19 protein-coding genes are annotated in these 23,896 nt (G+C 72.6%); 9 read left to right on the plus strand and 10 right to left on the minus strand.

Annotation, left to right across the window (positions count from 1 at the left end; all coding sequences use genetic code 11):
• Window positions 1–60: 60 nt before the first annotated feature.
• Both ACZ67M_RS06670 and idi read left to right on the plus strand, forming a co-directional pair.
• On the plus strand, window positions 61–999 hold the full coding sequence (locus ACZ67M_RS06670) for a cation diffusion facilitator family transporter (protein ID WP_361367866.1): 939 nt from the start codon (window positions 61–63) through the stop codon (window positions 997–999).
• A 256-nt stretch (window positions 1,000–1,255) separates the two neighbouring features.
• Complete coding sequence (gene idi / locus ACZ67M_RS06675) at window positions 1,256–1,849, plus strand: isopentenyl-diphosphate Delta-isomerase (protein WP_467324389.1); 594 nt, start codon at window positions 1,256–1,258, stop codon at window positions 1,847–1,849.
• A 3-nt stretch (window positions 1,850–1,852) separates the two neighbouring features.
• Here the strand turns inward: idi and ACZ67M_RS06680 are convergent, their stop codons facing one another.
• Window positions 1,853–2,305, minus strand: a complete 453-nt coding sequence (locus ACZ67M_RS06680; protein ID WP_361367952.1) for an ATP-binding protein — start codon at window positions 2,303–2,305, stop codon at window positions 1,853–1,855.
• 205 nt (window positions 2,306–2,510) lie between these two features.
• Between ACZ67M_RS06680 and ACZ67M_RS06685 the strand changes: the two genes are divergently transcribed.
• Window positions 2,511–3,266, plus strand: a complete 756-nt coding sequence (locus tag ACZ67M_RS06685) for an enoyl-CoA hydratase/isomerase family protein (RefSeq protein WP_469849828.1) — start codon at window positions 2,511–2,513, stop codon at window positions 3,264–3,266.
• Here the strand turns inward: ACZ67M_RS06685 and ACZ67M_RS06690 are convergent.
• Window positions 3,253–3,888 carry a DJ-1/PfpI family protein gene (locus tag ACZ67M_RS06690; protein WP_469849830.1) on the minus strand — a complete coding sequence of 212 codons (636 nt, stop codon included), beginning with the start codon at window positions 3,886–3,888 and terminating at the stop codon, window positions 3,253–3,255. The two genes, ACZ67M_RS06685 and ACZ67M_RS06690, sit on opposite strands and share 14 nt — an antisense overlap.
• A 43-nt stretch (window positions 3,889–3,931) precedes the next feature.
• Entirely contained in the window at window positions 3,932–4,891 is a 960-nt protein-coding gene (locus ACZ67M_RS06695; protein WP_361367875.1) for a GlxA family transcriptional regulator, read from the minus strand.
• A gap of 112 nt (window positions 4,892–5,003) precedes the next feature.
• Here ACZ67M_RS06695 and ACZ67M_RS06700 point away from each other — a divergent pair, with 112 nt between their 5' ends.
• The 3 genes from ACZ67M_RS06700 to ACZ67M_RS06710 all read left to right on the plus strand — a co-directional run bounded on the left by ACZ67M_RS06700 (window position 5,004) and on the right by ACZ67M_RS06710 (window position 8,580).
• Entirely contained in the window at window positions 5,004–5,873 is an 870-nt protein-coding gene (locus tag ACZ67M_RS06700; protein WP_469849832.1) for an SCO6745 family protein, read from the plus strand.
• A 95-nt stretch (window positions 5,874–5,968) separates the two neighbouring features.
• On the plus strand, window positions 5,969–6,100 hold the full coding sequence (locus tag ACZ67M_RS06705) for an LPFR motif small protein (RefSeq protein ID WP_277343337.1): 132 nt from the start codon (window positions 5,969–5,971) through the stop codon (window positions 6,098–6,100).
• Between the two features lie 143 nt (window positions 6,101–6,243).
• Window positions 6,244–8,580: a Tex family protein gene (locus ACZ67M_RS06710; RefSeq protein WP_361367881.1), complete on the plus strand. Its 2,337-nt coding sequence runs from the start codon at window positions 6,244–6,246 to the stop codon at window positions 8,578–8,580.
• A 30-nt stretch (window positions 8,581–8,610) separates the two neighbouring features.
• Here the strand turns inward: ACZ67M_RS06710 and ACZ67M_RS06715 are convergent, their stop codons facing one another.
• A complete protein-coding gene (locus tag ACZ67M_RS06715; protein ID WP_469849834.1) occupies window positions 8,611–10,257 on the minus strand; it encodes an ABC-F family ATP-binding cassette domain-containing protein in 1,647 nt (548 codons plus the stop codon).
• A 35-nt stretch (window positions 10,258–10,292) separates the two neighbouring features.
• Complete coding sequence (locus tag ACZ67M_RS06720; protein ID WP_392102320.1) at window positions 10,293–11,324, minus strand: oxidoreductase; 1,032 nt, start codon at window positions 11,322–11,324, stop codon at window positions 10,293–10,295.
• 66 nt (window positions 11,325–11,390) lie between these two features.
• On the opposite strand from ACZ67M_RS06720, the gene ACZ67M_RS06725 reads away from it, so the two are divergent.
• Window positions 11,391–12,344, plus strand: a complete 954-nt coding sequence (locus ACZ67M_RS06725) for an FAD-dependent oxidoreductase (protein ID WP_469849837.1) — start codon at window positions 11,391–11,393, stop codon at window positions 12,342–12,344.
• A gap of 52 nt (window positions 12,345–12,396) precedes the next feature.
• Here the strand turns inward: ACZ67M_RS06725 and ACZ67M_RS06730 are convergent, their stop codons facing one another.
• From ACZ67M_RS06730 to ACZ67M_RS06740, 3 genes are all read right to left on the minus strand, one after another.
• Window positions 12,397–14,130, minus strand: coding sequence for a BCCT family transporter (locus tag ACZ67M_RS06730; protein WP_161328346.1), 1,734 nt, complete (start codon window positions 14,128–14,130; stop codon window positions 12,397–12,399).
• 80 nt (window positions 14,131–14,210) lie between these two features.
• Complete coding sequence (locus tag ACZ67M_RS06735) at window positions 14,211–15,494, minus strand: M14 family metallopeptidase (RefSeq protein WP_469849839.1); 1,284 nt, start codon at window positions 15,492–15,494, stop codon at window positions 14,211–14,213.
• The gene (locus ACZ67M_RS06740; RefSeq protein ID WP_469849841.1) at window positions 15,491–17,452 is read right to left on the minus strand and encodes a Xaa-Pro dipeptidyl-peptidase; all 1,962 of its coding nucleotides are present in this window, start codon (window positions 17,450–17,452) and stop codon (window positions 15,491–15,493) included. The genes ACZ67M_RS06735 and ACZ67M_RS06740 overlap by 4 nt, the downstream gene beginning before the upstream one ends.
• Before the next feature lie 163 nt (window positions 17,453–17,615).
• Between ACZ67M_RS06740 and ACZ67M_RS06745 the strand changes: the two genes are divergently transcribed.
• Complete coding sequence (locus ACZ67M_RS06745) at window positions 17,616–19,109, plus strand: M1 family metallopeptidase (RefSeq protein WP_392017724.1); 1,494 nt, start codon at window positions 17,616–17,618, stop codon at window positions 19,107–19,109.
• 66 nt (window positions 19,110–19,175) lie between these two features.
• Here ACZ67M_RS06745 and ACZ67M_RS06750 read toward each other — a convergent pair whose 3' ends face one another.
• Entirely contained in the window at window positions 19,176–20,648 is a 1,473-nt protein-coding gene (locus ACZ67M_RS06750) for an amino acid permease (RefSeq protein ID WP_469849843.1), read from the minus strand.
• A 232-nt stretch (window positions 20,649–20,880) separates the two neighbouring features.
• Here ACZ67M_RS06750 and ACZ67M_RS06755 point away from each other — a divergent pair, with 232 nt between their 5' ends.
• Window positions 20,881–21,645: a MerR family transcriptional regulator gene (locus ACZ67M_RS06755; RefSeq protein WP_469849845.1), complete on the plus strand. Its 765-nt coding sequence runs from the start codon at window positions 20,881–20,883 to the stop codon at window positions 21,643–21,645.
• A gap of 9 nt (window positions 21,646–21,654) precedes the next feature.
• Here ACZ67M_RS06755 and ACZ67M_RS06760 read toward each other — a convergent pair whose 3' ends face one another.
• Window positions 21,655–23,871 carry a 3-hydroxyacyl-CoA dehydrogenase NAD-binding domain-containing protein gene (locus tag ACZ67M_RS06760; protein ID WP_392017719.1) on the minus strand — a complete coding sequence of 739 codons (2,217 nt, stop codon included), beginning with the start codon at window positions 23,869–23,871 and terminating at the stop codon, window positions 21,655–21,657.
• Window positions 23,872–23,896 lie beyond the last annotated feature (25 nt).

The following is a 23,896-nucleotide window of genomic DNA, read 5'->3' on the forward strand; positions in this document are numbered from 1 at the left end:
ACCCGTAGTTGACTGTGATCCGGAGGCCGGACGGCGGACAGACAGGGAGGCGGCTTTCTCATGGGGGCAGGGCACGATCACGGGCACGCGCACGGGGCGCCGGCCGGCGGGACGGCGACGGCCGCGTACCGCGGCAGGCTGCGGGTGGCGCTGGGGATCACCCTCACCGTCATGGTCGTCGAGATCGTCGGCGGGGTGCTGGCCGACTCACTGGCCCTGATCGCCGACGCGGCGCACATGGCGACGGACGCCCTGGGCCTGGGCATGGCGCTGCTCGCCATCCACTTCGCGAGCCGCCCGCCCAGCGACCGGCGCACCTTCGGCTACGCCCGCGCCGAGATCCTCGCCGCACTGGCCAACTGCCTGCTGCTGCTCGGCGTGGGCGGGTACGTGCTGTACGAGGCGATCGAGCGGTTCGTCACACCGGTCGGCACCGAGGGCGGGCTGACCGTCGTCTTCGGCGCGATCGGCCTGGTGGCGAACGTGGTGTCGCTGTCGCTGCTGATGCGCGGCCAGAAGGACAGCCTCAACGTGCGCGGCGCCTTCCTGGAGGTGGCGGCCGACGCGCTGGGGTCCCTCGCGGTGATCGTCTCGGCGCTGGTGATCCTGGCTACGGGCTGGCAGCCGGCCGACCCCATCGCATCCCTGCTCATCGGTCTGATGATCGTGCCGCGCACGCTGCGGCTGCTGCGCGAGACCCTGGACGTACTCCTGGAGGCCGCCCCCAAGGGCGTGGACATCGGCGAGGTGCGCGCCCACATACTGGCGCTGGACGGCGTCGAGGACGTGCACGACCTGCACGCCTGGACGATCACCTCGGGCCTGCCGGTGCTGTCGGCGCACGTGGTGGTGAGCGGCGAGACGCTGAGCGCGATCGGCCACGAGAAGATGCTGCACGAGTTGCAGGGGTGCCTCGGCGACCACTTCGACGTGGAGCACTGCACCTTCCAGCTGGAACCCGGCGGGCACGCCGAGCACGAGGCCCGCCTCTGCCACTGAGGGCACCGCGCCGAGAGTCCCGGGGGGGCGCGTGCGCGCGGAAACGCGCCGTCGGGGCCCCGGTCCGCCGTGCGGTCGCTCCCGTGCCCCCTCGTGGTCCCGCCGCGAAGGTTCCCGGACGGCGCCGCCGGGCACGATCACCCATCGGGCCCCCTCCCGCGGCGGCGCGTGGGACATGCGGGTACGCCCATAAGTCCCGGGAGTGCCGGATTCGTACGGCACACTTGGGGCGCGAGGACCGATGTGAAGGATGGGTATGCCGATCACTCCTGCCACCGCGACGCACAGTTCGTCGAACGGCACCGCAGACGCGATTTTGCTGGAACTGGTCGACGAGAACGGCGTGACGATCGGCACCGCGGAGAAGCTCTCCGCGCACCAGCCACCTGGGCAGCTGCACCGCGCCTTCTCCGTGTTCCTCTTCGACGAGCGGGGCCGGCTGCTGATCCAGCAGCGCGCGCTCGGCAAGTACCACTCCCCCGGTGTGTGGTCCAACACGTGCTGCGGTCACCCCTATCCCGGAGAGGCGCCGTTCGCGGCGGCGGCCCGGCGGACGTACGAGGAGCTGGGCGTCTCGCCGTCCCTGCTCGCGGAGGCCGGCACGGTGCGCTACAACCACCCCGACCCCGCCTCCGGGCTGGTCGAGCAGGAGTACAACCACCTCTTCGTCGGCCTGGTCCAGGCGGAGCCGCGGCCCGACCCCGAGGAGGTCGCCGGGACGGCCTTCGTCTCGTCGGCCGAGCTGTCCGAGCGGCACGGGCGGGACACCTTCTCGGCGTGGTTCATGACCGTGCTGGACGCCGCCCGTCCGGCCGTCCGCGAGCTGACGGGCCCGTCGGCCGGCTGGTGAGCCCTACGGCAGGGCGTGCTTGAGCGGCAGCGCGGCCCAGATCACCTTGCCGCCGGTCGCCGTGTGGACCACGTCGCAGGCTCCGCCCGACTCCCGGGTCAGCTCGCGGACCAGCAGCAGCCCGCGCCCGCCCGTCCGCCCGTGGTCGGTCTCCAGAGCGGTCGGGCGGTAGGGGTGGTCGTCCTCCACGGCCACCCGCACCCACTCGGGCCCGACGGCGACCTCGACGGCGAGCACCGGGGACAGCACCGCCGCGTGCCGGACCGCGTTCGTGACCAGCTCCGAGACGATCAGCAGCAGCGCCTGGGCCACGTCGTCGGAGACCGGCACGCCCTGGCGCACCAGAAGGTCCCGCACGGCGTGCCGGGCCTGCGGCACGGAGGCGTCCACCGCGGGGGCGGTGAACCGCCAGACCCCTTCGTACGGCAGCGGCCCGGCGGGCCCGGTCTCGTCCATCGTCCGGTCGCCACCCTTGGGCTCGATAGTCACCACACCCCTGAGTGTTGGTAACGCGCCGCTCCGCACCGCAGGACTGAACACAAGTCAGCGGGTATCGAGCGGTTCTGACCGCCTGCGGAAGACACGGTCACTCCTGGGACCGTTCCTGTCCCCGCTTGCCCGCCTGCTCGGACCGGGAGAGGCGCCGGATAGCATCCGGCCCATGGAGCCGCAGCTGCTGCACGGGGTCGCCGACTCGGTCGCCACCGTCGTCGTCCACCACCCGGCCAAGCGCAACGCCATGACGGCCGCGATGTGGCGTGCGCTGCCGCCGCTGCTGGACGACCTGGCCGCGGATCCGGCGGTACGGGTGCTGGTGCTCACCGGTGAGGGCGGGACGTTCTGCGCGGGCGCCGACATCTCGACGCTGCGGGAGTCACCGGAGCGGGCGCAGCGGCTGGCGGTGCTCGCCGAGGAGGCGCTCGCCGCGTTCCCCAAGCCGACGCTCGCGGCGGTCCGCGGGCACTGCGTCGGCGGCGGGGCCCAGTTGGCGGCCGCCTGCGACCTGCGCTTCGCCGAGGAGTCGGCGCTGTTCGGGGTGACCCCGGCCAAGCTCGGCGTGGTGTATCCGGCGTCCGCGACCCGGCGGCTGGTCGCGCTGACGGGTCCGGCGGCCGCGAAGTACCTGCTGTTCAGCGGGGAGTTGATCGACGCGGCGCGGGCCCTGCGGATCGGCCTGGTCGACGAGGTGCTGCCGGAGGGCGAGCTGGACAAGCGGGTCGCGGAGTTCACCCGCGTGCTGGCGTCCCGCTCGCTGCTGACGCAGGCCGCGGCGAAGGAGTTCGCGAACGGGCGCACGGACCGGGACGCCCACTGGGCCGAGCAGGCACGCGGCAGCGGCGACACCGCCGAGGGGGTCGCCGCCTTCCTGGAGCGCAGGCAGCCGCGGTTCGGCTGGAACGGGCCTACGTCAGGATGAACCGGCTCCGGCCGCGGAACTCCTCGACGAGGTGCGCGGGCGCCTTCTCCGGGGACCCGGCGTCGTAGGGCGGCTGGGGGTCGTACTCGGTCAGCAGCTGGACCGCGCGCGCGTGGTCGTCGCCGGCGATCCGGCCGAGCAGCGTCAGGCCCATGTCGATGCCGGAGGAGACGCCGGCCGCGGTGACGTACTTGCCGTCGGTGACCACCCGCTCCCCGGTCGGCTCGGCGCCGAAGCGGCCGAGGTGGTCCAGGGCCAGCCAGTGCGAGGTGGCGCGGCGCCCGCGCAGCAGGCCGGCGGCGGCCAGCAGCAGGGAGCCGGTGCACACGGACGTGGTCCAGGTACTGGTGGCGTCGGCGGCGCGCAGCCAGTCCAGGAGGGTCTCGTTCTCCATCTGCGGGGTCTGTCCCGGGCCGCCGGGGACGACGACGATGTCGGGGTTCGGCACCTCGGCCAGGGTGCGGTCGGCGGTGAGCGCGAGGGTGCCGGTGTCGGTGCGGACGGGGCCGGTCCGTTCGGCGACGAAGACGGTCTCCGCGTCGGGGAGGCGGCCGAGGGTCTCGTACGGGCCCACGGCGTCCAGGGCGGTGAAGCGGTCGAAGAGGACGATGGCGATCTGCACGGGGGTTCCTTTCGCGGTCGGTCGGCGGGTGACGGGGTGGGCCTCAGTGGGCCGGCGCGGGACGGAAGCGGCGGCGGTACTCCGCCGGTGAGGTGCCGAGTGCCTTGACGAAGGCGCGGCGCATGGCCTCGGGGGTGCCGTAGCCGCTGGCCCGGGAGACCTGCTCGACTCCGTCGCCGGTGTCCTCCAGCAGCCGGCGGGCGTGTTCCAGCCGGATGCGGTCGACGTAGCGGCCGGGCGTCGTGCCGGTCTCCGCCCGGAAGGCGCGGGCGAAGTGGCGCGGCGAGAGGCCGGCCCGGGCGGCGAGGGTCTCCACGCCCAGATCGGCGCCGGGGTGTTCGGTGATCCACTGCTGGAGTTCCCGCAGCGGCTCCCGGCGCGCGGTCTGGGCGGCGAGCTGGGCGCTGAACTGGGCCTGGTTGCCGGGGCGGCGCAGGAACACCACCAGGTGGCGGGCGATGGTCAGGGCGGTGTCCCGGCCCAGGTCCTCCTCCACCAGGGCGAGGGCGAGGTCGATGCCGGAGGTGACGCCGGCGGACGTGGCGACGTGGCCGTCGCGGACGTAGATCGGGTCGGGGTCGACGTGCACCGCCGGGTGCTCGCGGGCGAGCCGGTCGCAGTAGGCCCAGTGGGTAGTGGCGCGGCGGCCGTCCAGGAGGCCCGCCCCGGCGAGCAGGGCCGCCCCGGTGCAGACGGAGACCAGGCGCCGGACGTGCGGTCCGTGTGCGCGCAGCCAGTCGGTCAGGCGGGGGTCGGGACTCCGGGTGCCCTGTCCGCCCGGCACGACCAGGGTGTCCGGGTCCGGCACGTCGGCGAGCGAGCGGTCCGGTACGACGGTCAGACCGCTGGACGTGCGCACGGGAGCGCCGTCCAGTGAGGCGGTGCCGATGCGGTACGTCCCCGGGGTGTGCCGCTCGGCGCCCGCGAAGACCTCCAAGGGGCCGGTGACATCGAGGCTCTGGACCTGGTCGAAGAGGACGAAGAGGACGGTTCGCTGCGCCATGCCCCGATTCTTCGCCCACCTCCGCGATGGCCGCAATGACGAGCATCCCACCTTTCCTGCCATGCTCGCTCACCCGTGGAGAACGTACTGAGCGGTTGGTAACGTGCGTGGCATGACAACTGCCGCCATCGACACCCGCGCCGCACGCCGCTGCCACAACACGCTCAACTCGCTGCACTCGACGCACTACTTCTCGCCCGACACCGGCCGGGAACTGGCCGCCCTCGGGGTCACCGACCCCCGGGCCGTCAACTTCGCGGTGCGCGCCGCCGCGCTGGGCGCGGCCGGGGCCGGCGCGGTGACGGCCGCCTTCTACAACTACAAGTACGAGCTGGTCGCCCGGCACGTGCCCGCCGTCTGGGAGAAGGTCACGCCGGCGCAGGCCCTGGCGGCGCGCTCGCGTGCCGTCGACGCGACGCTGCGCCGCCTGCTGGGCGAGCCGGTCCTGGCCTCGGCGGAGATGGCGGAGGCCGCCGAGTTGGCCCTGCGTGCCGCCGAGGGCTGCACGCGCGGCGGCCGTCCGCTCTACTCGGCGCACGCGGACCTGCCGGTGCCCGACGCGCCGCACCTGGCGTTCTGGCACGCCGCGACCCTGCTGCGCGAGTACCGGGGCGACGGCCACCTCGCCGCGCTGCTGGCCGCGGACCTGGACGGTCTGGAGGCGCTGGTGACGCACACCGCGACCGGCCGCGGCATGGCCCCGAAGTGGGTCCTGTCCACCCGCGGCTGGACCCAGGAGGAGTGGGACGCGGCGCGGGAACGGCTGCGCGGACGCGGGCTGATCGACGACGCCGGTGAGCTGACCGAGCGGGGAGCGGAGCTGCGCGACGAGATCGAGCGGGAGACGGACCGGCTCGACACCGCGCCCTACGCGCACCTCGGCGCGGACGGCGTGGCACGTCTGACGGAACTGGCAACGCCCTTCGCACGCGCGGCACTCGGCGCGGGTGCCTACCCCGCGGATCTCTTCGGCAAGGGCTGAGGACACGCCCGGACGCGCGTCCAGGCATGGCGGGTGGGTTCGGAGGTACCCGTTTGCCCCCCGGCCACCGGGCCGGGAGACGAAAGGGGCTTCTCGTGTTCCGTGCCATCGCAGACGTGCTGCGCCAGATCGGTGGCGCGGTCGCCACCGTGGTGACGCTTCCCTTCCGGGCCCTGGCCCGGCTCTTCGGCGGGGCGTCGTCCTCGGCCCGCGGCCGCAAGGCCTGATCCACCGCCCGGTGCGAGGCCGGTTCCGACCGGCCGGGACGGCGCCCTGATCCCCGATCGTCGGTGCCACCTGCCACAATTGCCGCGCAACCTCAGTGAGAAGGCGGTACGGGATCGTGACGACACCCGGGTCCAGCGGGTCCATGGCAGTAGGGTCCATCGAGAGCAGGATCGCCGAGGAGCTCGGCGTACGGGAGCGGCAGGTGAAGGCCGCGGTGGAGCTGCTCGACGGCGGCTCGACGGTGCCCTTCATCGCCCGCTACCGCAAGGAAGCGACCGAGATGCTCGACGACGCGCAGTTGCGCACGCTCGAGGAGCGGCTGCGCTATCTGCGGGAGCTGGAGGAGCGGCGGACCGCGATCCTCGACTCGGTGCGTGAGCAGGGCAAGCTCACCGAGGAGCTGGAGGCGCGCATCCGCACGGCGGAGACCAAGGCCCGCCTGGAGGACGTCTACCTGCCGTTCAAGCCGAAGCGGCGCACCAAGGCGCAGATCGCGCGGGAGGCGGGTCTGGAGCCGCTGGCCGAGGGCCTGCTGGGTGACCCGACCGTCGACCCGCACGCCGCGGCGGGCGCGTTCGTCGACGCCGGCAAGGGCGTGGCGGACACCCAGGCCGCGCTCGACGGCGCCCGGTCGATCCTCACCGAGAAGTTCTCGGAGGACGCCGACCTGATCGGTGAGCTGCGCGAGCGGATGTGGGGGCGCGGACGGCTCGCCGCCAAGGTCAAGGACGGCAAGGAGGAGGCCGGCGCCAAGTTCGCCGACTACTTCGACTTCGCCGAGCCGTTCACCGCGCTGCCCTCGCACCGCGTCCTCGCCATGCTGCGCGGCGAGAAGGAGGACGTGCTCGACCTCGTCCTGGAACCCGAGGAGGCCTCCGACGGGCCGTCGTCGTACGAGGGCATCGTCGCGAGCCGGTTCGGGATCGCCGACCGCGGCCGGCCCGCCGACAAGTGGCTCTCCGACACCGTCCGCTGGGCCTGGCGCACCCGCATCCTGGTGCACCTCGGCATCGACCTCAGGCTGCGGCTGCGCACGGCCGCCGAGGACGAGGCGGTGAACGTCTTCGCGGCGAACCTGCGCGACCTGCTGCTGGCCGCCCCGGCGGGCACCCGCGCGACGCTGGGCCTGGACCCCGGCTTCCGTACGGGCGTGAAGGTCGCCGTGGTCGACGCCACCGGCAAGGTCGTCGCCACCGACGTGATCCACCCGCACGTCCCCGCCAACCGGTGGGACGAGGCGATCGCCAAGCTGGCCCGGCTCGCCGAGGAGCACTCCGTCGACCTGGTCGCCATCGGCAACGGCACGGCGTCCCGCGAGACCGACAAGCTCGCCGGGGAGCTGATCACCAAGCACCCCGAGCTGAAGCTCACCAAGGTGATGGTGTCCGAGGCCGGTGCCTCCGTGTACTCGGCCTCCGCCTTCGCCTCGCAGGAGCTGCCCGACATGGACGTCTCGCTGCGCGGCGCCGTGTCGATCGCCCGGCGGCTCCAGGACCCGCTGGCCGAGCTGGTGAAGATCGACCCGAAGTCCATCGGCGTCGGCCAGTACCAGCACGACCTGTCCGAGGTGAAGTTGTCGCGTTCCCTGGACGCGGTGGTCGAGGACTGTGTGAACGGCGTGGGCGTGGACGTGAACACGGCCTCCGCCCCGCTGCTCTCCCGCGTCTCCGGCATCACCTCCGGCCTCGCCGAGAACATCGTCTCGCACCGCGACGCGAACGGTCCGTTCACGTCCCGGACCGAGCTGAAGAAGGTCTCGCGGCTCGGACCCAAGGCGTACGAGCAGTGCGCGGGCTTCCTACGGATCCGCGGCGGCAGCGACCCGCTGGACGCGTCCAGCGTGCACCCCGAGGCGTACCCGGTGGTGCGCCGGATGGTGAAGACCGCCGGGCAGGAGGTGGCCGGCCTGGTCGGCAACACGTCGGTGCTGCGGTCGCTGCGGCCGGCGGACTTCGTGGACGAGACGTTCGGTCTGCCGACGGTCACCGACATCCTGCGGGAGCTGGAGAAGCCCGGGCGCGACCCGCGGCCCGCCTTCAAGACGGCCACCTTCAAGGAGGGCGTGGAGAAGCTGTCCGACCTGTCGTCCGGGATGGTGCTGGAGGGCGTCGTCACCAACGTCGCCGCGTTCGGGGCGTTCGTGGACGTCGGTGTGCACCAGGACGGCCTGGTGCACGTGTCCGCGATGTCGAAGACGTTCGTGAAGGACCCGCGGGACGTGGCCAAGCCCGGCGACATCGTCAAGGTCAAGGTGCTGGACGTCGACATTCCGCGCAAGCGGATCTCGTTGACGATGCGGCTCGACGACGAGGCCGCCCCGCAGGGCGAGCAGAAGAAGGAGCGCGGGGGCGGCAGGCCGCCCAGGCAGCGGCAGCAGCGGCAGGGCTCCGGCGGCGGCGGAAAGGGCCGGTCCTCGGCCGCGCCCGCTCCGTCCAACGGGGCGATGGCCGACGCGCTGCGGCGGGCCGGGCTGGCGTAGGCCCCCGGCGCGGTGGCGGGGGCGGGCCGCTCAGGCCGACGTCTCCGTCACCTTGCCGTCCGCCACCTCCAGGCGGCGCGTCACCCGTACCGCGTCCAGCATGCGGCGGTCGTGGGTGATCAGCAGGAGCGTGCCCTCGTAGGCGTCGAGGGCCGACTCCAGCTGTTCGATGGCCGGCAGGTCGAGGTGGTTGGTCGGCTCGTCCAGGACCAGGAGGTTGACGCCCCGGCCCTGGAGCAGGGCGAGGGCCGCCCTGGTGCGCTCGCCGGGTGACAGGGTCGACGCGGCGCGCATGACGTGGTCCGCCTTGAGGCCGAACTTGGCCAGGAGGGTGCGGATGTCCGCCGGTTCGGTCTCGGGAACGCCGGTGCGGAAGGCGTCCAGCAGGGTCTCGGGCCCGTGGAACAGCTCGCGGGCCTGGTCGACCTCGCCCAGCAGGACGCCGGAGCCGAGCGCGGCGTGTCCGGCGTCGAGCGGGACCCGGCCCAGGAGGGCACCGAGCAGCGTGGACTTGCCCGCGCCGTTCGCCCCGGTCACCGCCACCCGGTCCGCCCAGTCGACCTGGAGGGAGACCGGACCCAGGACGAAACCGCCGCGCCGTACCTCGGCGTCGCGCAGGGTGGCCACGACCGCGCCCGAGCGGGGCGCCGAGGCGATCTCCATGCGCAGGTCCCACTCCTTGCGCGGCTCCTCCACGACCTCCAGGCGTTCGATCATGCGCTGGGTCTGGCGGGCCTTGGCGGCCTGCTTCTCGCTGGCCTCGCTGCGGAACTTGCGGCCGATCTTGTCGTTGTCGTTGCCCGCCTTGCGCCGGGCGTTCTTGACGCCCTTGTCCATCCAGGAGCGCTGCGTCTGGGCCCGGTCCTGGAGGGCGGCCCGCTTGTCGGCGTACTCCTCGTACTCGTCGCGGGCGTGCCGCCGGGCCACGTCCCGCTCCTCCAGGTATGCCTCGTAGCCGCCGCCGTAGAGGTTGATCTGCCGCTGGGCCAGGTCGAGTTCGAGGACCTTGGTGACGGTGCGGGTGAGGAACTCGCGGTCGTGGCTGACGACGACGGTGCCCGCGCGCAGGCCCGTGACGAAGCGTTCGAGACGCTCCAGGCCGTCCAGGTCGAGGTCGTTGGTCGGCTCGTCGAGCAGGAAGACGTCGTAGCGGGACAGGAGGAGGGAGGCGAGGCCGGCCCGGGCCGCCTGGCCGCCGGACAGCGAGGTCATCGGCTGGTCGAGGCCGACCGTCAGGCCCAGTGCGCCGGCGGTCTCCTCGGCGCGCTCGTCGAGGTCGGCGCCGCCGAGGGAGAGCCAGCGCTCCAGACCGGTCGCGTAGGCGTCGTCGGCGCCGGGGGCTCCGTCGACCAGGGCCTGGGTGGCCTCGTCCATGACGCGCTGGGCCTCGGTGACGCCGGTACGGCGGGAGAGGAAGCCCCGGACGGTCTCGCCGGGGCGGCGCTCCGGCTCCTGCGGGAGGTGACCTACGGTGGCGGCCGGCGGGGACAGGCGCAGTTCACCCTGTTCCGGCGCGGTAAGCCCGGCGAGCATCCGCAGGAGGGTGGACTTGCCCGCGCCGTTGGCCCCGACGAGGCCGATCACGTCGCCGGGTGCGACGACGAGGTCGAGCCCGGTGAACAGGGAGCGGTCGCCGTGGCCGGCGGCGAGGTTCTTGGCGACGAGGGTGGCAGTCATCAGGCCCACGATCCTAACGGCGCCGCGGGAAGGGATCAGCCCGGTTCCGGGTGCGCCACCGCCGTCACCAGCACGCTTCCCGAGGCCCGCGCCACCACGAAGGCCTCCCCCTTCATCGCCTTCGCGTCCAGCGCCAGCCGGTGGCCGCCCGGTTCGAGGACGCCGTCGAAGACCTCGTGGACGTGGGTGCGGTGGAGCCGGTCGAGGCGGTACGCGGTGAGCCGGACCCGGCAGGCCGAGGTGACCTCGACGTCCGCGGCGGTGCGGGTCGCGGTCAGGCGGGTCAGGCGGCGCCGCTCGGCCGGTCCGCGGTCCAGGGCGTGTTCGATCTGCGCGACGAGCAGCGGGACGATCGGGGCGAGCCCGTCGACCTCGGCCACGTCCGCGCCGGCGTCCGCGAAGGCCCGGCGCACGTCGTCCCGCGCCTCCTCGGTGACCGCGCGTCCGAAGGCGAAGGCGCCGTAGGCGCGCAGCTCGTCGGCCGGGACGGCACCGGCGTCCTGGGTGATGTCGGCGCCGATGCCGATGGCGCGCAGCGCGGCGGCCGGCCTGGCCATGAGGGCGGTGCGGGCGTCGATCAGCAGGACCCGGCGGCGGGACCTCGCGGGGCCGTCGAGCAGGGCGGCGAGGGCGGCGCGGTACTCGGCGCCCGCGAAGCGATAGGGGCCGATGCCGCGGTAGGAGTTGCGTTCCAGGTCTGCTTGGTCGCCGGTCTGCCAGGCGAAGTCCCGCCAGACGAAGTCGTCGCCGTCCCGCAGGATGACGGCGGTCACCGCGCCGCAGCCCAGGTCCTCGCACTCGGGACAGCCGTAGATCACGTAGCGGCCGCCGGGCAGCGGCGCCTCGGTCTCCAGGAGCAGGCCGCGCACCTGTGCGGCGAAGATCGCGGGCGGTACGTCGGAGGCGAGCGGGGAGACGGCGTCCAGGTCGGAGAGCCGGAACAGCAGGGGCCGTCCGTCGACGACGAAGTCCACGAAGTCGCGGTGGACCTGGACGTCGCCGTCGGCGCGGACGGCACCGGCGCGCGTCGCCGGGGCCAGACCGAAGGTCGTGTACTCGGCAGCCATGCGGTGAGTATTCCCGGGCCGGGGCCGTTCCGAGCCCGGCATCGGGGATTCCGCTACCGTCCCCGTGTGGAAACCGAACTGGATGACGAAGTCGTCGTGGTCGGCGGCGGGGTGACCGGGCTGACGACGGCCGTCGTGCTCGCCGAGCGCGGCAGGCGGGTGCGCCTGTGGACGCGGGACCCCGTCGAGCGGACCACCTCGGTGGTCGCGGGCGGGCTGTGGTGGCCGTACCGGATCGAACCGGTCGCGCTGGCGCAGGCATGGGCGCTGCGCTCCCTGGACGTGTACGAGGAGCTGGCGGCGCGGCCCGCGGAGACCGGCGTACGCATGGTCGAGGGGGTGCTCGGTGAGACCCGTCCCGAGCAGGTGGGCGCGTGGGCGGCGTCCCGGCTGCCGGGGCTGCGCGCGGCGCGGGCCGAGGAGTACGCGGGGCCCGGGCTGTGGGCGCGGCTGCCGCTCATCGACATGTCGGCTCATCTGCCGTGGCTGCGGGAGCGGCTGGTGGCGGCGGGCGGTGTGGTGGAGCGGCGCCCGGTGGCCTCACTGGCCGAGGCCGACGCGCCGGTCGTGGTGAACTGCACGGGCCTCGGCGCCCGGGAGCTGGTGCCGGATCCGGCGGTGCGTCCGGTGCGCGGGCAACTGGTCGTCGTGGAGAACCCCGGCATCCACAGCTGGCTGGTCTCGGCCGACGCTGACTCCGGGGAGACGACGTACTTCCTGCCGCAGCCCGGCCGGCTCCTGCTGGGCGGGACGGCCGAGGAGGACGCGTGGTCCACCGAGCCGGATCCGCGGATCGCGGAGGCGATCGTGCGGCGGTGCGCTGCGCTGCGGCCCGAGATCGCCGGGGCGCGGGTGCTCGGCCACCTGGTGGGGCTGCGGCCGGCCCGGGACGCGGTACGGCTGGAGCGCGAGACGCTGCCGGACGGACGGCTGCTGGTGCACAACTACGGTCACGGCGGCGCCGGGGTGACCGTGGCCTGGGGCTGCGCGCAGGAGGCGGCCGGGCTGGCCACCCCCTGACACGGGCGGGGGCGGGCCCCCTCGCGGGGCCCGCCCTCGGTCTCGCCTTCCGTCACTTGTGGTGGTGCTCGCCGATCGGGTCTCCCTCCACGTCCGTACCGGCACCGGGTCCGATGCGGATCTCGTACTCGCCCTCGTACCGCTTGTGGCCCTCGATGACGGCCAGTTCGACGGCCTCGGCGGCCATCTCGCCGCGCACGATGAGGGGGTCGCGGCGCAGGTCGCGCATGAGCGCGACGCACATGAAGATCATCACGATGACGAAGGGTGCCGCCGCGAGGATGGTGAGGTTCTGGAGACCGGTGAGCGCGTCGCCCTCGCCGCTGCCGACCAGCAGCATGATCGCGGCGACCGCACCGGTCACGACGCCCCAGAACACGACCGTCCAGCGGCTGGGTTCGAGTGCGCCCTTCTGCGAGAGGGTGCCCATCACGATGGAGGCCGCGTCGGCGCCCGAGACGAAGAAGATGGCGACCAGGATCATCACCAGCAGGCTGGTGGCCGTGGCGATGGGGTACTCCTGGAGCACGGCGAAGAGCCTGCCCTCCGGGGTCGTCTCGTCGCCGAGCCGGTTCTGCTCCTGGAGCCGCATCGCCGAGCCGCCGAAGATCGCGAACCAGATCAGGCTGACCGTGCTGGGGACGAGGATGACACCGCCGATGAACTGGCGGATGGTCCGGCCCCGGCTGATGCGGGCGATGAACATGCCGACGAAGGGCGTCCAGGAGATCCACCACGCCCAGTAGAAGACCGTCCAGCTGCCCAGCCAGTCAGCGACGCCCTCGCCACCGCTGATCTCCGTGCGGCCCGCCATCGCGGGCAGGTCTCCGAGGTAGCCGAAGACCGAGGTCGGCAGCAGGTCGAGGATGAGGATGGTCGGACCCGCCACGAACACGAACACGGCCAGGAGCAGTGCCAGCACCATGTTGATGTTGGACAGCCACTGGATGCCCTTCTCGACGCCGGAGATGGCGGAGGCCACGAACGCCACCGTCAGCACCGCGATGATGCCGACCAGCAGTCCGGTGCTGACCTTGTCCATCCAGTCGAGCTGCTCCACGCCCGAGCCGATCTGGAGCGCGCCGAGGCCGAGCGAGGCGGCGGAGCCGAAGACCGTCGCGATGATGGCGAGGATGTCGATGACCCGGCCGCCCGCGCCGTTGGCGTGCTTCTCCCCGATGAGCGGCGTGAACACGGCGCTTATGGTCTGCCGGCGACGCCTGCGGAACGTGCTGTAGGCGATGCCGAGACCGACCACCGCGTAGATCGCCCACGGATGGAGCGTCCAGTGGAACAGGGTGGTGGCCATGGCCGTCGTCATGCGGTCGCCGGTGTCGGCGGGGTCGGTGCCGGGCGGGGCCGTGTCGAAGTGCGCCAGCGGCTCGCTCACGCCCCAGAACATCAGGCCGATGCCCATGCCCGCGCTGAACATCATGGCGATCCACGACACGGTCCGGAACTCGGGTTCCTCGCCCTCGGCGCCGAGGTGGATGCGGCCGTACCGGCTGGCCGCGAGCCAGAGGGCGAAGACGACGAATCCGGAGGCGGCCAGCACGAACGCCCAGCCGCCGTTGTGGATCAGACCGCTGAGCATGGTGCCGGAGGCGTCCTCCAGCGAATCGGTGCCGGCGGCGCCCCAGACGACGAAGGCCAGGGTCAGGGCCGCGGTGACGCCGAAGACTACGCGGTCGGTCCGCGGCTTGCGCTCGTGCCCGGGCAGGCCCGCCTCGGACCCCGGTAGTGTCCCTCTTTCGTGCTGTTCCTTGTCACTTGGGTCCTGCGTCACAGACGGCACCTTTCAAGTCGGTGAGGCCGAGAATAGTCCTCCGCCACGCCCTTACCACGTGCGACGCGGAGGTCACCTCCTCAGCAGTGGGCGTCGGGTTCACCCACCGTCAGGCGGTACGCCGCCCGCTCGTCGAGGAGCAGCGGCACCAGGGCGCGCAGCGGCTGGCGCAGCGGTACGTAGGCGCCCTTCTCCCCGGCCGGACGCACTTGTACACCGTGCAGGGCCAGCTCGTCCCGAATGTCCTTGTACTGGTCAGGTGTCAGCCGGTAGCCGCAGGGCGGGTCCTGGATCACCTCGGCGGGTTCGGCCGGGTCGTTGTCGGCGCCGCCGACGTACACGGGCCCGGTGTCGGTGAGACCGGCCCGGCGGGCGGCGTCGGTGGCCGCCTCGACCTGTCCGCGCCGCCGGTCCGCGAAGCGGAACATGCCGTCGAGCGCCGCGAGCTGGGAGTGCACCCGGCGCCGGTTGTTGAGGGCGGGGTCCGCCTGTTCGGCGTCGGTGAGCGGGTCCACGCGGCTCTCGATGAGCAGGCCGGCCGAGTGCTTCACGCCGGACATGTTGCGCAGGATGCGTTCCTGGCCGTCGCCGGCGGTCTGCTTGATCGGGTCGCCGGTGACCGGGTCGGTCCAGATGCCGTAGGTGCCGGTCGAGTAACCGGCTTTGCCGGCGGCGGGACGGACGTACGCCCCGGACAGGGTGCGGGCCTCGTCGTGGACCCGTGGGTGGGTGTTGAGGTTGCGGGGCCAGAGGTCGAAGAGGTCCTCGTCGTAGTACGGGGGTGTGGCGCCGTACTCGTGCAGGTCGTAGAGGACGTCGGGGCGCCGGTCGCGGACGACGGCGGCCAGGGCGCGGGCCTCGGCGGTCTGCAGGGCGAGGTGGTCGCGGTTGATGTCGACGCCGTCGCTGTTGCCGCGGGTGTCGGCGGCCCGGCCGTCGGGGTTGGCGGTGGGCAGGACGAGCACGGTGGTGCGGTCCAGGAAGTGCCGGGTCCGGCGGTCGGTGGCGTACGCCAGGTCGCGGACCGTGGACAGGCACGCCTCGCGGCCGGAGGGCTCGTCGCCGTGCTGGCTGCACACGAGGAGCACCGTGTTCGGCGCGGCGGGCCTGCCGATGGTGACGAGGCGCAGCGGCCGGTCCTGCTTCGTGGTGCCGATGCGGTCGACGTCGACCCGTCCGCTCGCGCGGTCGGCGGCGGCCAGCAGTTCCCGCTCCTCCTCCTGGGTGGTCCAGCGGGCGCCGTCGCTCCGCTCGAAGCCGGTGCGGGGCGGGTGGTGCGCGGCGTCCGCGGCGTGGGCCGGTGCGGTGAGGAGGGACGCGGCGAGGGCCGCGGTGGTCACGGTGAGGGTGCGCAGCCGGTTCATCGGGCTCCCTTCGGGACGCGGTGGGTCGTGCGCGGCGGCGCGTTCACGCCGTCGAGGGGAGTCGGTGCCGCGGTGGCGGCGGCCGTGCCGGCGGTCGCCCGGGCGAAGGCGCCGGGGCCGCCGACGAACGGTACGCGGGCCGACGTCCGGGAGAGGTCCAGGGTGAGGGTCGGCGTGTCGGTGGGCGGGTCGATGAGGCCCTTGTCGGTGCCCGCGACGATGAGGGCGAGACGGTGACCGGCCGGGACGACGTGGTCGGTGGCCGCCAGGTCCAGCGTCATGGTGTACGCCTTGCCCGGGGTGAGCGGGCGGCCGTGCCACGCGGAGGCGTGGTTGCCGAGGTCGGCCCAGCCGCGGCTGACGACGGTGTGGTCCACGTCGGTGGTCCGCGCGGACGTCTCCAGGTAGCAGGAGCTGTCGCCCGTGGTCCGCGGTCCCCAGCAGGTGCGGTCGGTGAGGGTGGTGATGCCCTCGCCCTCGCCGGCGTAGTCGCGGATGGTGTCGGGGCCGAGGTCGACGAGTACGGCGGACAGGTGGGCGGTCGGGGTGCTGGACCGTGCGGTGACGGTGACCTCGGAGGCGCCGGACAGGCGCAGGTCGCGGGTGAGCGGTCCGGTGACGAAGCCGGCCTTGGCCGGTGTGGACGCGTCGATGTGCGTGGCCCAGTCGGTCTCGCTCAGCGCGGGGTCGTCGGTGAAGGTCTCGGTGCCGCGGTCGCGGTGCAGGCCGAGGGTGCCGACGCCCGGTCGCGCGCCGTCGGCCGGGCGCAGGGTCGTGGTGGCCGTGGTGCGCGGCGGCCAGGTCCGCGACGTCTCCCACCGGTCGGGCCCGCGTTCGATGTCGGCCATGGGCTCGCGGTCGATGCCGTTGTCGTGGCCGAGGAGTTCGTGGTCGAACCAGCGGTGCAGGGTGTCGACCCAGTCGGCGCGGCGGAAGTCGAAGGGGTCGACGTGACCGGTCTGGGAGAGCCAGATCTTGCGGTCGACGCCGTTCTTCGCGAGGGCGTCCCACCACGGGCCGACGTGCTGCGTGCGGACGTTGAGGTCCTGCATGCCGTGGACGAGGAAGACGCTGGCCTTGACCTTGCCCGCGGCCTTCACGTAGTCGCGCTCGGTCCACAGCCGGGTCAGGTCTCCGCTGCGCGGGGCGCCGTCGACGAGCCGCTGCTGGACGGCCTCGCAGCGGGCGCGGGCGTCGGGGCTGTTGACGTAGTCGGAGAGCCAGTCGGGACCGGAGTCGTAGAGCGGGGCGCCCTGGCTGAAGTAGTAGTCGTACCAGGAGGAGATGGCGGCGATCGGGACGATGGTCTCCAGGCCCTCGACACCGGTGGCGGCCACGCCGTTGGCGATGGTGCCGTCCCAGCTCTTGCCGATCATGCCGGTCTTCCCGTTGGTCCACGTCGCCTCGGCGCGCTCGCCCCCGTCGCGGCTGGTGTACGCCTTCGCGCGGCCGTTCAGCCAGTCGACCACGGCCTTCGCGGACCGGACGTCGGAGGGTCCGCCGACGTCGACGCAGCCGTCGGAGCGGTTGGTGCCGGCCAGGTCGACGCCGACGAAGGCGTAGCCGCGGGGCACGAAGTAGTTGTCGTAGTACAGCGGCATCCCGACGACGTCGCCGTCCGCGTCGTACGTCTTCTTCTGGCTCTCGTTGCCCCGCCCGCAGCAGGAGTAGTACGGGCTGGCGTCCATGATGACGGGGATCTTCCGGCCCCGCTGGGCGGGTTCGCGCGGGCGGACGATGTCGACGGCGACGCGGTCGTCCTCGCCGTCGGCGTCCCCGTCGTACCCGGTGTCCACCCAGACGGCCTCGCGAACGGCGTTCGCGTAGGAGTAGACGGGTTCGCTCTGCCGCGGTGCGGGGTGCGCCGTCGCGGCGGGCGTGAGGAAGGTTGCCAGGAGTGCGGCCGTGGCCGCCGTCGCGAGCGTTCTCCAGATCGTGAAGCGCGTGCGTATCGGCATGCGCGGACGGTACATCGGTCAACTCCCGCGCAGAAGAGGGCAACGGGTGACTCATGTCGGCCGGATGGCGATCGTGTGACAGGGGTGGCCGTGGACATGACGGTGTCCACAGGGGCTGAATAGGCTGCGAACGGACTTCGTGCCCCTACGACTTGGAGCTTTCGTGCACCGCAGAATCATCGTGCCGGGCGCACTGGGCGCCGCCTCCCTCATGCTGGCGATCCCGGCGTCGGCGGCGGCCCACTCCCCCGGCGCTCCGGGCATCGGCGACCCCTACTACCCGGCCTACGGCAACGGCGGATACGACGTCTCCCACTACGACCTGCGCCTGAAGTACCAGCCGGCCACGGACCGGCTGGAGGGGACGGCCACGATCCTGGCCCGCACCACCGAGGACCTGTCGCGGTTCAACCTGGACTTCCTGCTGGACGTAGGCGAGGTGCGGGTGAACGGCGCCAAGGCGTCGTTCACGACCTCCGGCGAGCAGGAGCTGGAGATCACCCCGGCCAAGCCGCTGGCCAAGGGGTCGGCGCTCACGGTCGTCGTCCGCTACAGCGGTGTGCCGTCCTCGAAGGAGGCGTTCGGCTTCACCAGCTGGCACCGCACCCCGGACGGCGGCGTCGCCGCGAACGAGCCCGAGGCCGCGGCCTGGTGGTTCCCCAGCAACGACCACCCGCGGGACAAGGCCACCTACGACGTGTCCGTGCAGGTGCCGGACGGGACCCAGGCGATCTCCAACGGGACGCTCCAGTCCACGAGTTCACGGCTCGGCTGGACCCGCTGGAACTGGCGCTCCGACAAGCCGCAGGCCACGTATCTCGCCACACTGGCGGTCGGCAGGTTCGACCTCACCACCGGGACCACCGAGAGCGGCGTCCCGGTCGTCAACGCCTACAGCAAGGACCTGGGCGCCAACGCCGGGGCGGCGCGGGCCAGTGTGGAGCGGACCGGGGAGATCGCCGACTGGCTGACCGGCTACTTCGGGCCGTACCCCTACAACGCGCTCGGCGGGTACGTGCCGAACACGGACACGGGGTACGCGCTGGAGACGCAGACCCGGCCGTTCTACAGCCCGCGGCAGTTCGCGAACGGGTCGAACGTCTCCGTGGTCGTGCACGAGCTGGCCCACCAGTGGTACGGCGACCTGGTGTCCGTGCGCGGCTGGAAGGACATCTGGATCAACGAGGGCTTCGCGCGGTACGCCCAGTGGCTGTGGTCCGAGCACGAGGGCGAGGGCACGGCGCAGGAACTGGCCGACTACACGTACGCCTCGCACCCGGCCGACGACCCGTTCTGGACGGTGCGGCCCGGTGACCCCGGGCCGGAGAACCAGTTCGACCTCGCCGTGTACGACCGGGGCGCGCTCGCCGTCCAGGCGCTGCGGAACGAGATCGGGGACGAGGACTTCTTCGCCGTCCTCAAGGGGTGGCCCGCGCGGTACGCCCACGGCAACGCGTCGGTCGCCGACTTCCAGCGGTACGCCGAGGAGGTCTCCGGCAAGCCGCTGGCCGCGCTGTTCGACACGTGGCTGTTCCAGCCGTCGAGGCCGGACGCCCCGGCGGCGCGCGCCGCGTCGCTCGCGCCGGCCTCGGACACGCCGGCGCAGCCCCGGTCGTGGCGGAAGATCGCCGCGACGAACGACGTGCACGGGCACTGACGGCCGGTCGCGCCGCGCTCGGCCGCCTCGCGGGTGAGGCGGCCGAAAGCGGCGCGGTGGCCCCCGCTACCCCTGGGCCCCGTCAAGCCGTTGCCTGTCGGCCTCCTGGGACACCCGGCGCCGGACGCCGAACCAGCCCGCCACCAGCATCACCGCGATCACGGGGACGAGGAGCACGGTCTTGCGGCCGACCTCGTGGTCGTTCCACATCAGGCCGATCACGGCCAGCAGGAACGCGATCGTGACGATCTCGGTGACCGGGCTGCCCGGCAGGCGGAAGTGCGGCCGCTCGACCAGGCCCGCGCGCGCCCGGCGGGCGAAGACCAGGTGACAGATCATGATGATCACCCAGGTGCTGATGATGCCCAGCGAGGCGACGTTCAGCACGATCTCGAAGGCCTTGCTCGGCACCAGGAAGTTCAGGCCGACGCCGAGGACGCAGACCGCGCAGGTCAGCAGGATGCCGCCGTAGGGCACCTGGCTGCGGCTCATCACCCCGGTGAACCTGGGCGCGGAGCCGGACATCGCCATGGAGCGCAGGATGCGGCCGGTGGAGTACAGGCCGGAGTTCAGGGACGACATCGCCGCGGTGAGGACGACGAGGTTCATCACGTCGTCGGCTGCGGGGACGCCGATCTTCGACAGGACGGTGACGAAGGGGCTCTGGTCGCCCGAGTAGACCGAGCTGGGGAGCAGCAGCGCGAGCAGGACGACCGAGCCGACGTAGAACAGGGCGACGCGCCACATGATCGAGTTCACCGCGCGGGGGACGATCTTCTCCGGCTCGGCGGTCTCGCCGGCCGCGACGCCGACCAGTTCCAGGGCCGCGTAGGAGAAGATCACGCCCTGCATGACGAGGACCACGGGCATCACGCCGTGCGGGAGGATGCCGCCGTGGTCGGTGATCATGCCGACGCCCGGGGTCTGGCCGCCCACGTCGTGCTGGGTGGCCAGCAGGAAGATGCCGATCAGCATGAAGCCGACGAGGGTGGCGACCTTGATGATCGCGAACCAGAACTCCATCTCGCCGAAGATCCGGACCGAGATGAGGTTGACGGCCAGGACCACCGCGAGGGCTATCAGGGCGAGCACCCATTGCGGGATGCTCGTGAACATACTCCAGTAGTGCGTGTACAGCGCGATCGCGGTGATGTCGGCGATGCCGGTGGTCGACCAGTTCAGGAAGTACATCCAGCCGGCGACGTAGGCGCCCTTCTCACCGAGGAACTCGCGCGCGTACGACACGAAGGAGCCGGAGGAGGGCCGGTAGAGCACCAGCTCTCCGAGGGCCTTGACGACGAAGAAGGCGAAGACGCCCGCGACGAGGTAGGCGATCGCGAGCGCCGGGCCCGCGTCGCGCAGCCGGCCGCCGGCACCGAGGAAGAGGCCGGTGCCGATCGCGCCGCCGATCGCGATCATGTTCACGTGACGGGCCTTGAGGCCCTTGCTGTATCCGGCGTCGCCCGCGTCCGCGGGGATGGTCCCGGTCGCCTGGGGATGGGCGGCGACCTGTGCCGTGTCGACGGCGTCCTTGCTCACGGGTGGTTCCACTCTCTGGTGCGCCCGGGCGGGAAACGCCCAGGTCGTCCGTACAGTGACGAGGCCCGCACCACCCTTCGCGGCACAGACCAAGGCAGCACCTTCCCACGACGCTGCGTCGTCATGCGGTGGCTCATGTCACACAGCGTGACTTCTCACAAGATCCACCGGCGGTCTCCACCCGGTGCCCAAGAGGTTTCACAGCACTGGTGAGACAGCGATACTGCTGCACATGACGACCACCGACGCCGGGGAGCCGACCCTCACGATCGACGAGCTGGCCGCGCGGGCCGGCGTCACCGTGCGCACGGTCCGCTTCTACGGCACCAAGGGGCTGCTGCCGCCGCCGGTGATCGGGGCGCGCCGGGTGGGGCACTACGGCCGGGAGCACCTGGCCCGGCTGGCGCTGATCGAGGAGTTGCAGCACCGGGGGATGACCCTGGCCGCGATCGAGCGGTACCTGGCTCAGCTGCCGCCCGACGTGAGCGAGCACGACCTGGCGCTGCACCGCGCGGTGGTGGCCTCCTGGGCGCCGGAGACGGTGGAGAGCGTCACACGCGGGGAACTGGACCGGCGCGCGGGCCGGCCGCTGACCGACGGGGACGTGGACCGGCTGGCGGCGATGGACGTGATCGTCCGGGACGCGGACGTCCCGGACGGCGACCTGTACCGGGTCGACACCGGGCTGCTCCGGCTCGGCGTCGAACTGCTCGACGTGCCCTTCTCCCCCGAGACGGTGCTCGCGGCCCGCACCGCTCTCCTGGAGCACTCCCGCGCCGCCGCGCGCGACCTGTCGCGGCTGCTGCGCGACGCGGTGGCCGAAAGCGGGGCGCGGGACGTGCGGTCCCTGTCCGCGCACATGCACCCGCTCGTCGTGCAGGCGCTGCTGACCACCTTCCAGCGGTCGCTGCGGGAGGAGATCCGGGAGTGGATCGACGAGGGCGGCGAGGACGAGCCCGCCGCCCCGGCCGAGGACGACCGCGCCGCCCCGGGCTGAGGCCGCTGCTCAGCGGCCGTCGGTGAAGACCTCCCCCTTGTCCGCCTTCTCCACCAGCAGCGCGGGCGGCGTGAAGCGCTCGCCGTAGCGGTCGGCCAGCTCACGCGCGCGTGCCACGAAGCCGGGCAGACCGCCCTCGTAGCCGTTGACGTACTGGAGGACGCCGCCGGTCCAGCCGGGGAAGCCGATGCCGAGGATCGAGCCGATGTTGGCGTCGGCGACCGAGGTCAGGACGCCCTCCTCCAGCAGCCGGACCGTGTCGAGTGCCTCCGAGAAGAGCATGCGCTCCTGCATGTCCCGGAACGGGATCTCGTACCCGGGCTTCGTGCTGTGCTTGCCCGGGGGGCGACCCCCGGAACCCCCGAAATGCTCCCGCAGGCCCGGCCACAGGGCCGTGCGCTTCCCGTCCTCGCCGTACTCGTAGAACCCGGCGCCGCCGCTGCGGCCGGGGCGCTCGAACTCGTCGACCATGCGGTCGATGACGGCATCGGCGGGGTGCGGGGTCCAGGTGCCGCCGGCCTCCTCCACGGCCCGCCTGGTCTCCTTGCGGATCTTCCGCGGGAGGGTGAGCGTCAGCTCGTCCATCAGGGAGAGCACCTTGGCGGGGTAGCCCGCCTGGGCCGCCGCCTGCTCGACGGAGGCGGGCTCGACGCCCTCGCCGACCATCGCCACGCCCTCGTTGATGAAGTGGCCGATGACCCGGGAGGTGAAGAAGCCGCGCGAGTCGTTGACGACGATCGGCGTCTTGTTGATCTGCCGGACCAGGTCGAAGGCGCGCGCGAGCGCCTCGTCGCCGGTCCGCTCGCCCTTGATGATCTCGACGAGCGGCATCTTGTCGACCGGCGAGAAGAAGTGCAGCCCGATGAAGTCCACCTGGCGCTCGACGCCCTCGGCCAGCGCGGTGATGGGCAGCGTGGAGGTGTTGGAGCAGAGCAGGGCGTCGGGGGCGACGACGCTCTCGATCTCCTGGAACACCTTGTGCTTGAGCGAGGTGTCCTCGAAGACGGCCTCGATGACCGCGTCGCACCCGGCGAGGTCGGCGGCCTCGGCGGTCGGCGTGATGCGGGCGAGGAGCGCGTCGGCCTTCTCCTGGGTGGTGCGCCCCTTGGCGACGGCCTTGGCGCACAGCTTCTCGGAGTAGCCCTTGCCCTTGACGGCGGCCTCCAGGGCGACGTCCTTGAGGACGACGTCGATGCCCGCGCGTGCGCACGAGTAGGCGATGCCGGCGCCCATCATGCCGGCGCCGAGGACGGCCACCTTGGTGACCTTCCGGGGCTCGATGCCGCGGGGGCGGTTGGCGCCGGAGTTGACGGCCTGGAGGTCGAAGAAGAACGCCTGGATCATGTTCTTCGAGGTCTGTCCGGCGGCCAGCTCGACGAAGTAGCGGGCCTCGATGACCTGGGCGGTCTCGAAGTCGACCTGGGAGCCCTCGACGGCGGCGGCCATGATGTTGCGCGGCGCCGGGTAGGGGGCGCCGGCCGTCTGCTTGCGCAGGTTGGCGGGGAAGGCGGGCAGATTGGCCGCGAACTTCGGGTGCGAGGGGGTGCCGCCGGGGATGCGGTAACCGGGCTTGTCCCAGGGCTGCGCGGACTCCGGGTTGGCGTCGATGAAGGCGCGGGCCCTGGCGAGCATGTCGTCGCGGCTGTCGGCGACCTCGTCGACCAGGCCGTTCTCCTGGGCGCGGCGCGGGTTGTACTGGGTGCCCTGGAGGAGCACCTTGAGGAGCGCGTCGGTGATGCCGAGCATCCGGACGGTGCGGACGACTCCGCCGCCGCCGGGGAGCAGGCCGAGGGTGACCTCGGGACAGCCGATCTTGGAACCGGGGGCGTCCAGGGCGACGCGGTGGTGGCAGGCGAGGGCGATCTCGTAACCGCCGCCGAGGGCCGCGCCGTTCATGGCGGCGACGACGGGCTTGCCGAGGGTCTCGATGCGGCGCAGGTCGCGCTTGATGGCCATGCCGCCGTCGAAGAGGTCCTGAGCCGTTTCGGGGGTGACGCGGATCAGGTCGCGCAGGTCGCCGCCGGCGAAGAAGGTCTTCTTGGCGGAGGTGACGATGACGCCGCGGATCGAGTCCTTCTCGGCCTCCAGGCGGTCGGTGACGGCCGCGAGGGAGGCGCGGAACGCCTGGTTCATGGTGTTGGCGGACTGGCCGGGGTCGTCGAGGACGAGCGTGACGACGCCGGTGTCGTCCTGTTCCCAGCGGATGGTGGTGGGCTCGGTGCTCATGAGGGTGTGCTCCAGGTGATCCGTC

This window comes from Streptomyces sp. NPDC107500, assembly GCF_055582785.1.

Bases quoted from the DNA above. Each gene is read 5' to 3' on its own strand.
- ACZ67M_RS06670 (WP_361367866.1), top strand. From the start codon at position 61: ATGGGGGCAGGGCACGATCACGGGCACGCGCACGGGGCGCCGGCCGGC.
- idi (WP_467324389.1), top strand. From the start codon at position 1,256: ATGCCGATCACTCCTGCCACCGCGACGCACAGTTCGTCGAACGGCACC.
- ACZ67M_RS06680 (WP_361367952.1), bottom strand. From the start codon at position 2,305: ATGGACGAGACCGGGCCCGCCGGGCCGCTGCCGTACGAAGGGGTCTGG.
- ACZ67M_RS06685 (WP_469849828.1), top strand. From the start codon at position 2,511: ATGGAGCCGCAGCTGCTGCACGGGGTCGCCGACTCGGTCGCCACCGTC.
- ACZ67M_RS06695 (WP_361367875.1), bottom strand. From the start codon at position 4,891: ATGGCGCAGCGAACCGTCCTCTTCGTCCTCTTCGACCAGGTCCAGAGC.
- ACZ67M_RS06700 (WP_469849832.1), top strand. From the start codon at position 5,004: ATGACAACTGCCGCCATCGACACCCGCGCCGCACGCCGCTGCCACAAC.
- ACZ67M_RS06710 (WP_361367881.1), top strand. From the start codon at position 6,244: ATGGCAGTAGGGTCCATCGAGAGCAGGATCGCCGAGGAGCTCGGCGTA.
- ACZ67M_RS06715 (WP_469849834.1), bottom strand. From the start codon at position 10,257: ATGACTGCCACCCTCGTCGCCAAGAACCTCGCCGCCGGCCACGGCGAC.
- ACZ67M_RS06720 (WP_392102320.1), bottom strand. From the start codon at position 11,324: ATGGCTGCCGAGTACACGACCTTCGGTCTGGCCCCGGCGACGCGCGCC.
- ACZ67M_RS06735 (WP_469849839.1), bottom strand. From the start codon at position 15,494: ATGAACCGGCTGCGCACCCTCACCGTGACCACCGCGGCCCTCGCCGCG.
- ACZ67M_RS06740 (WP_469849841.1), bottom strand. From the start codon at position 17,452: ATGCCGATACGCACGCGCTTCACGATCTGGAGAACGCTCGCGACGGCG.
- ACZ67M_RS06755 (WP_469849845.1), top strand. From the start codon at position 20,881: ATGACGACCACCGACGCCGGGGAGCCGACCCTCACGATCGACGAGCTG.
- ACZ67M_RS06760 (WP_392017719.1), bottom strand. From the start codon at position 23,871: ATGAGCACCGAGCCCACCACCATCCGCTGGGAACAGGACGACACCGGC.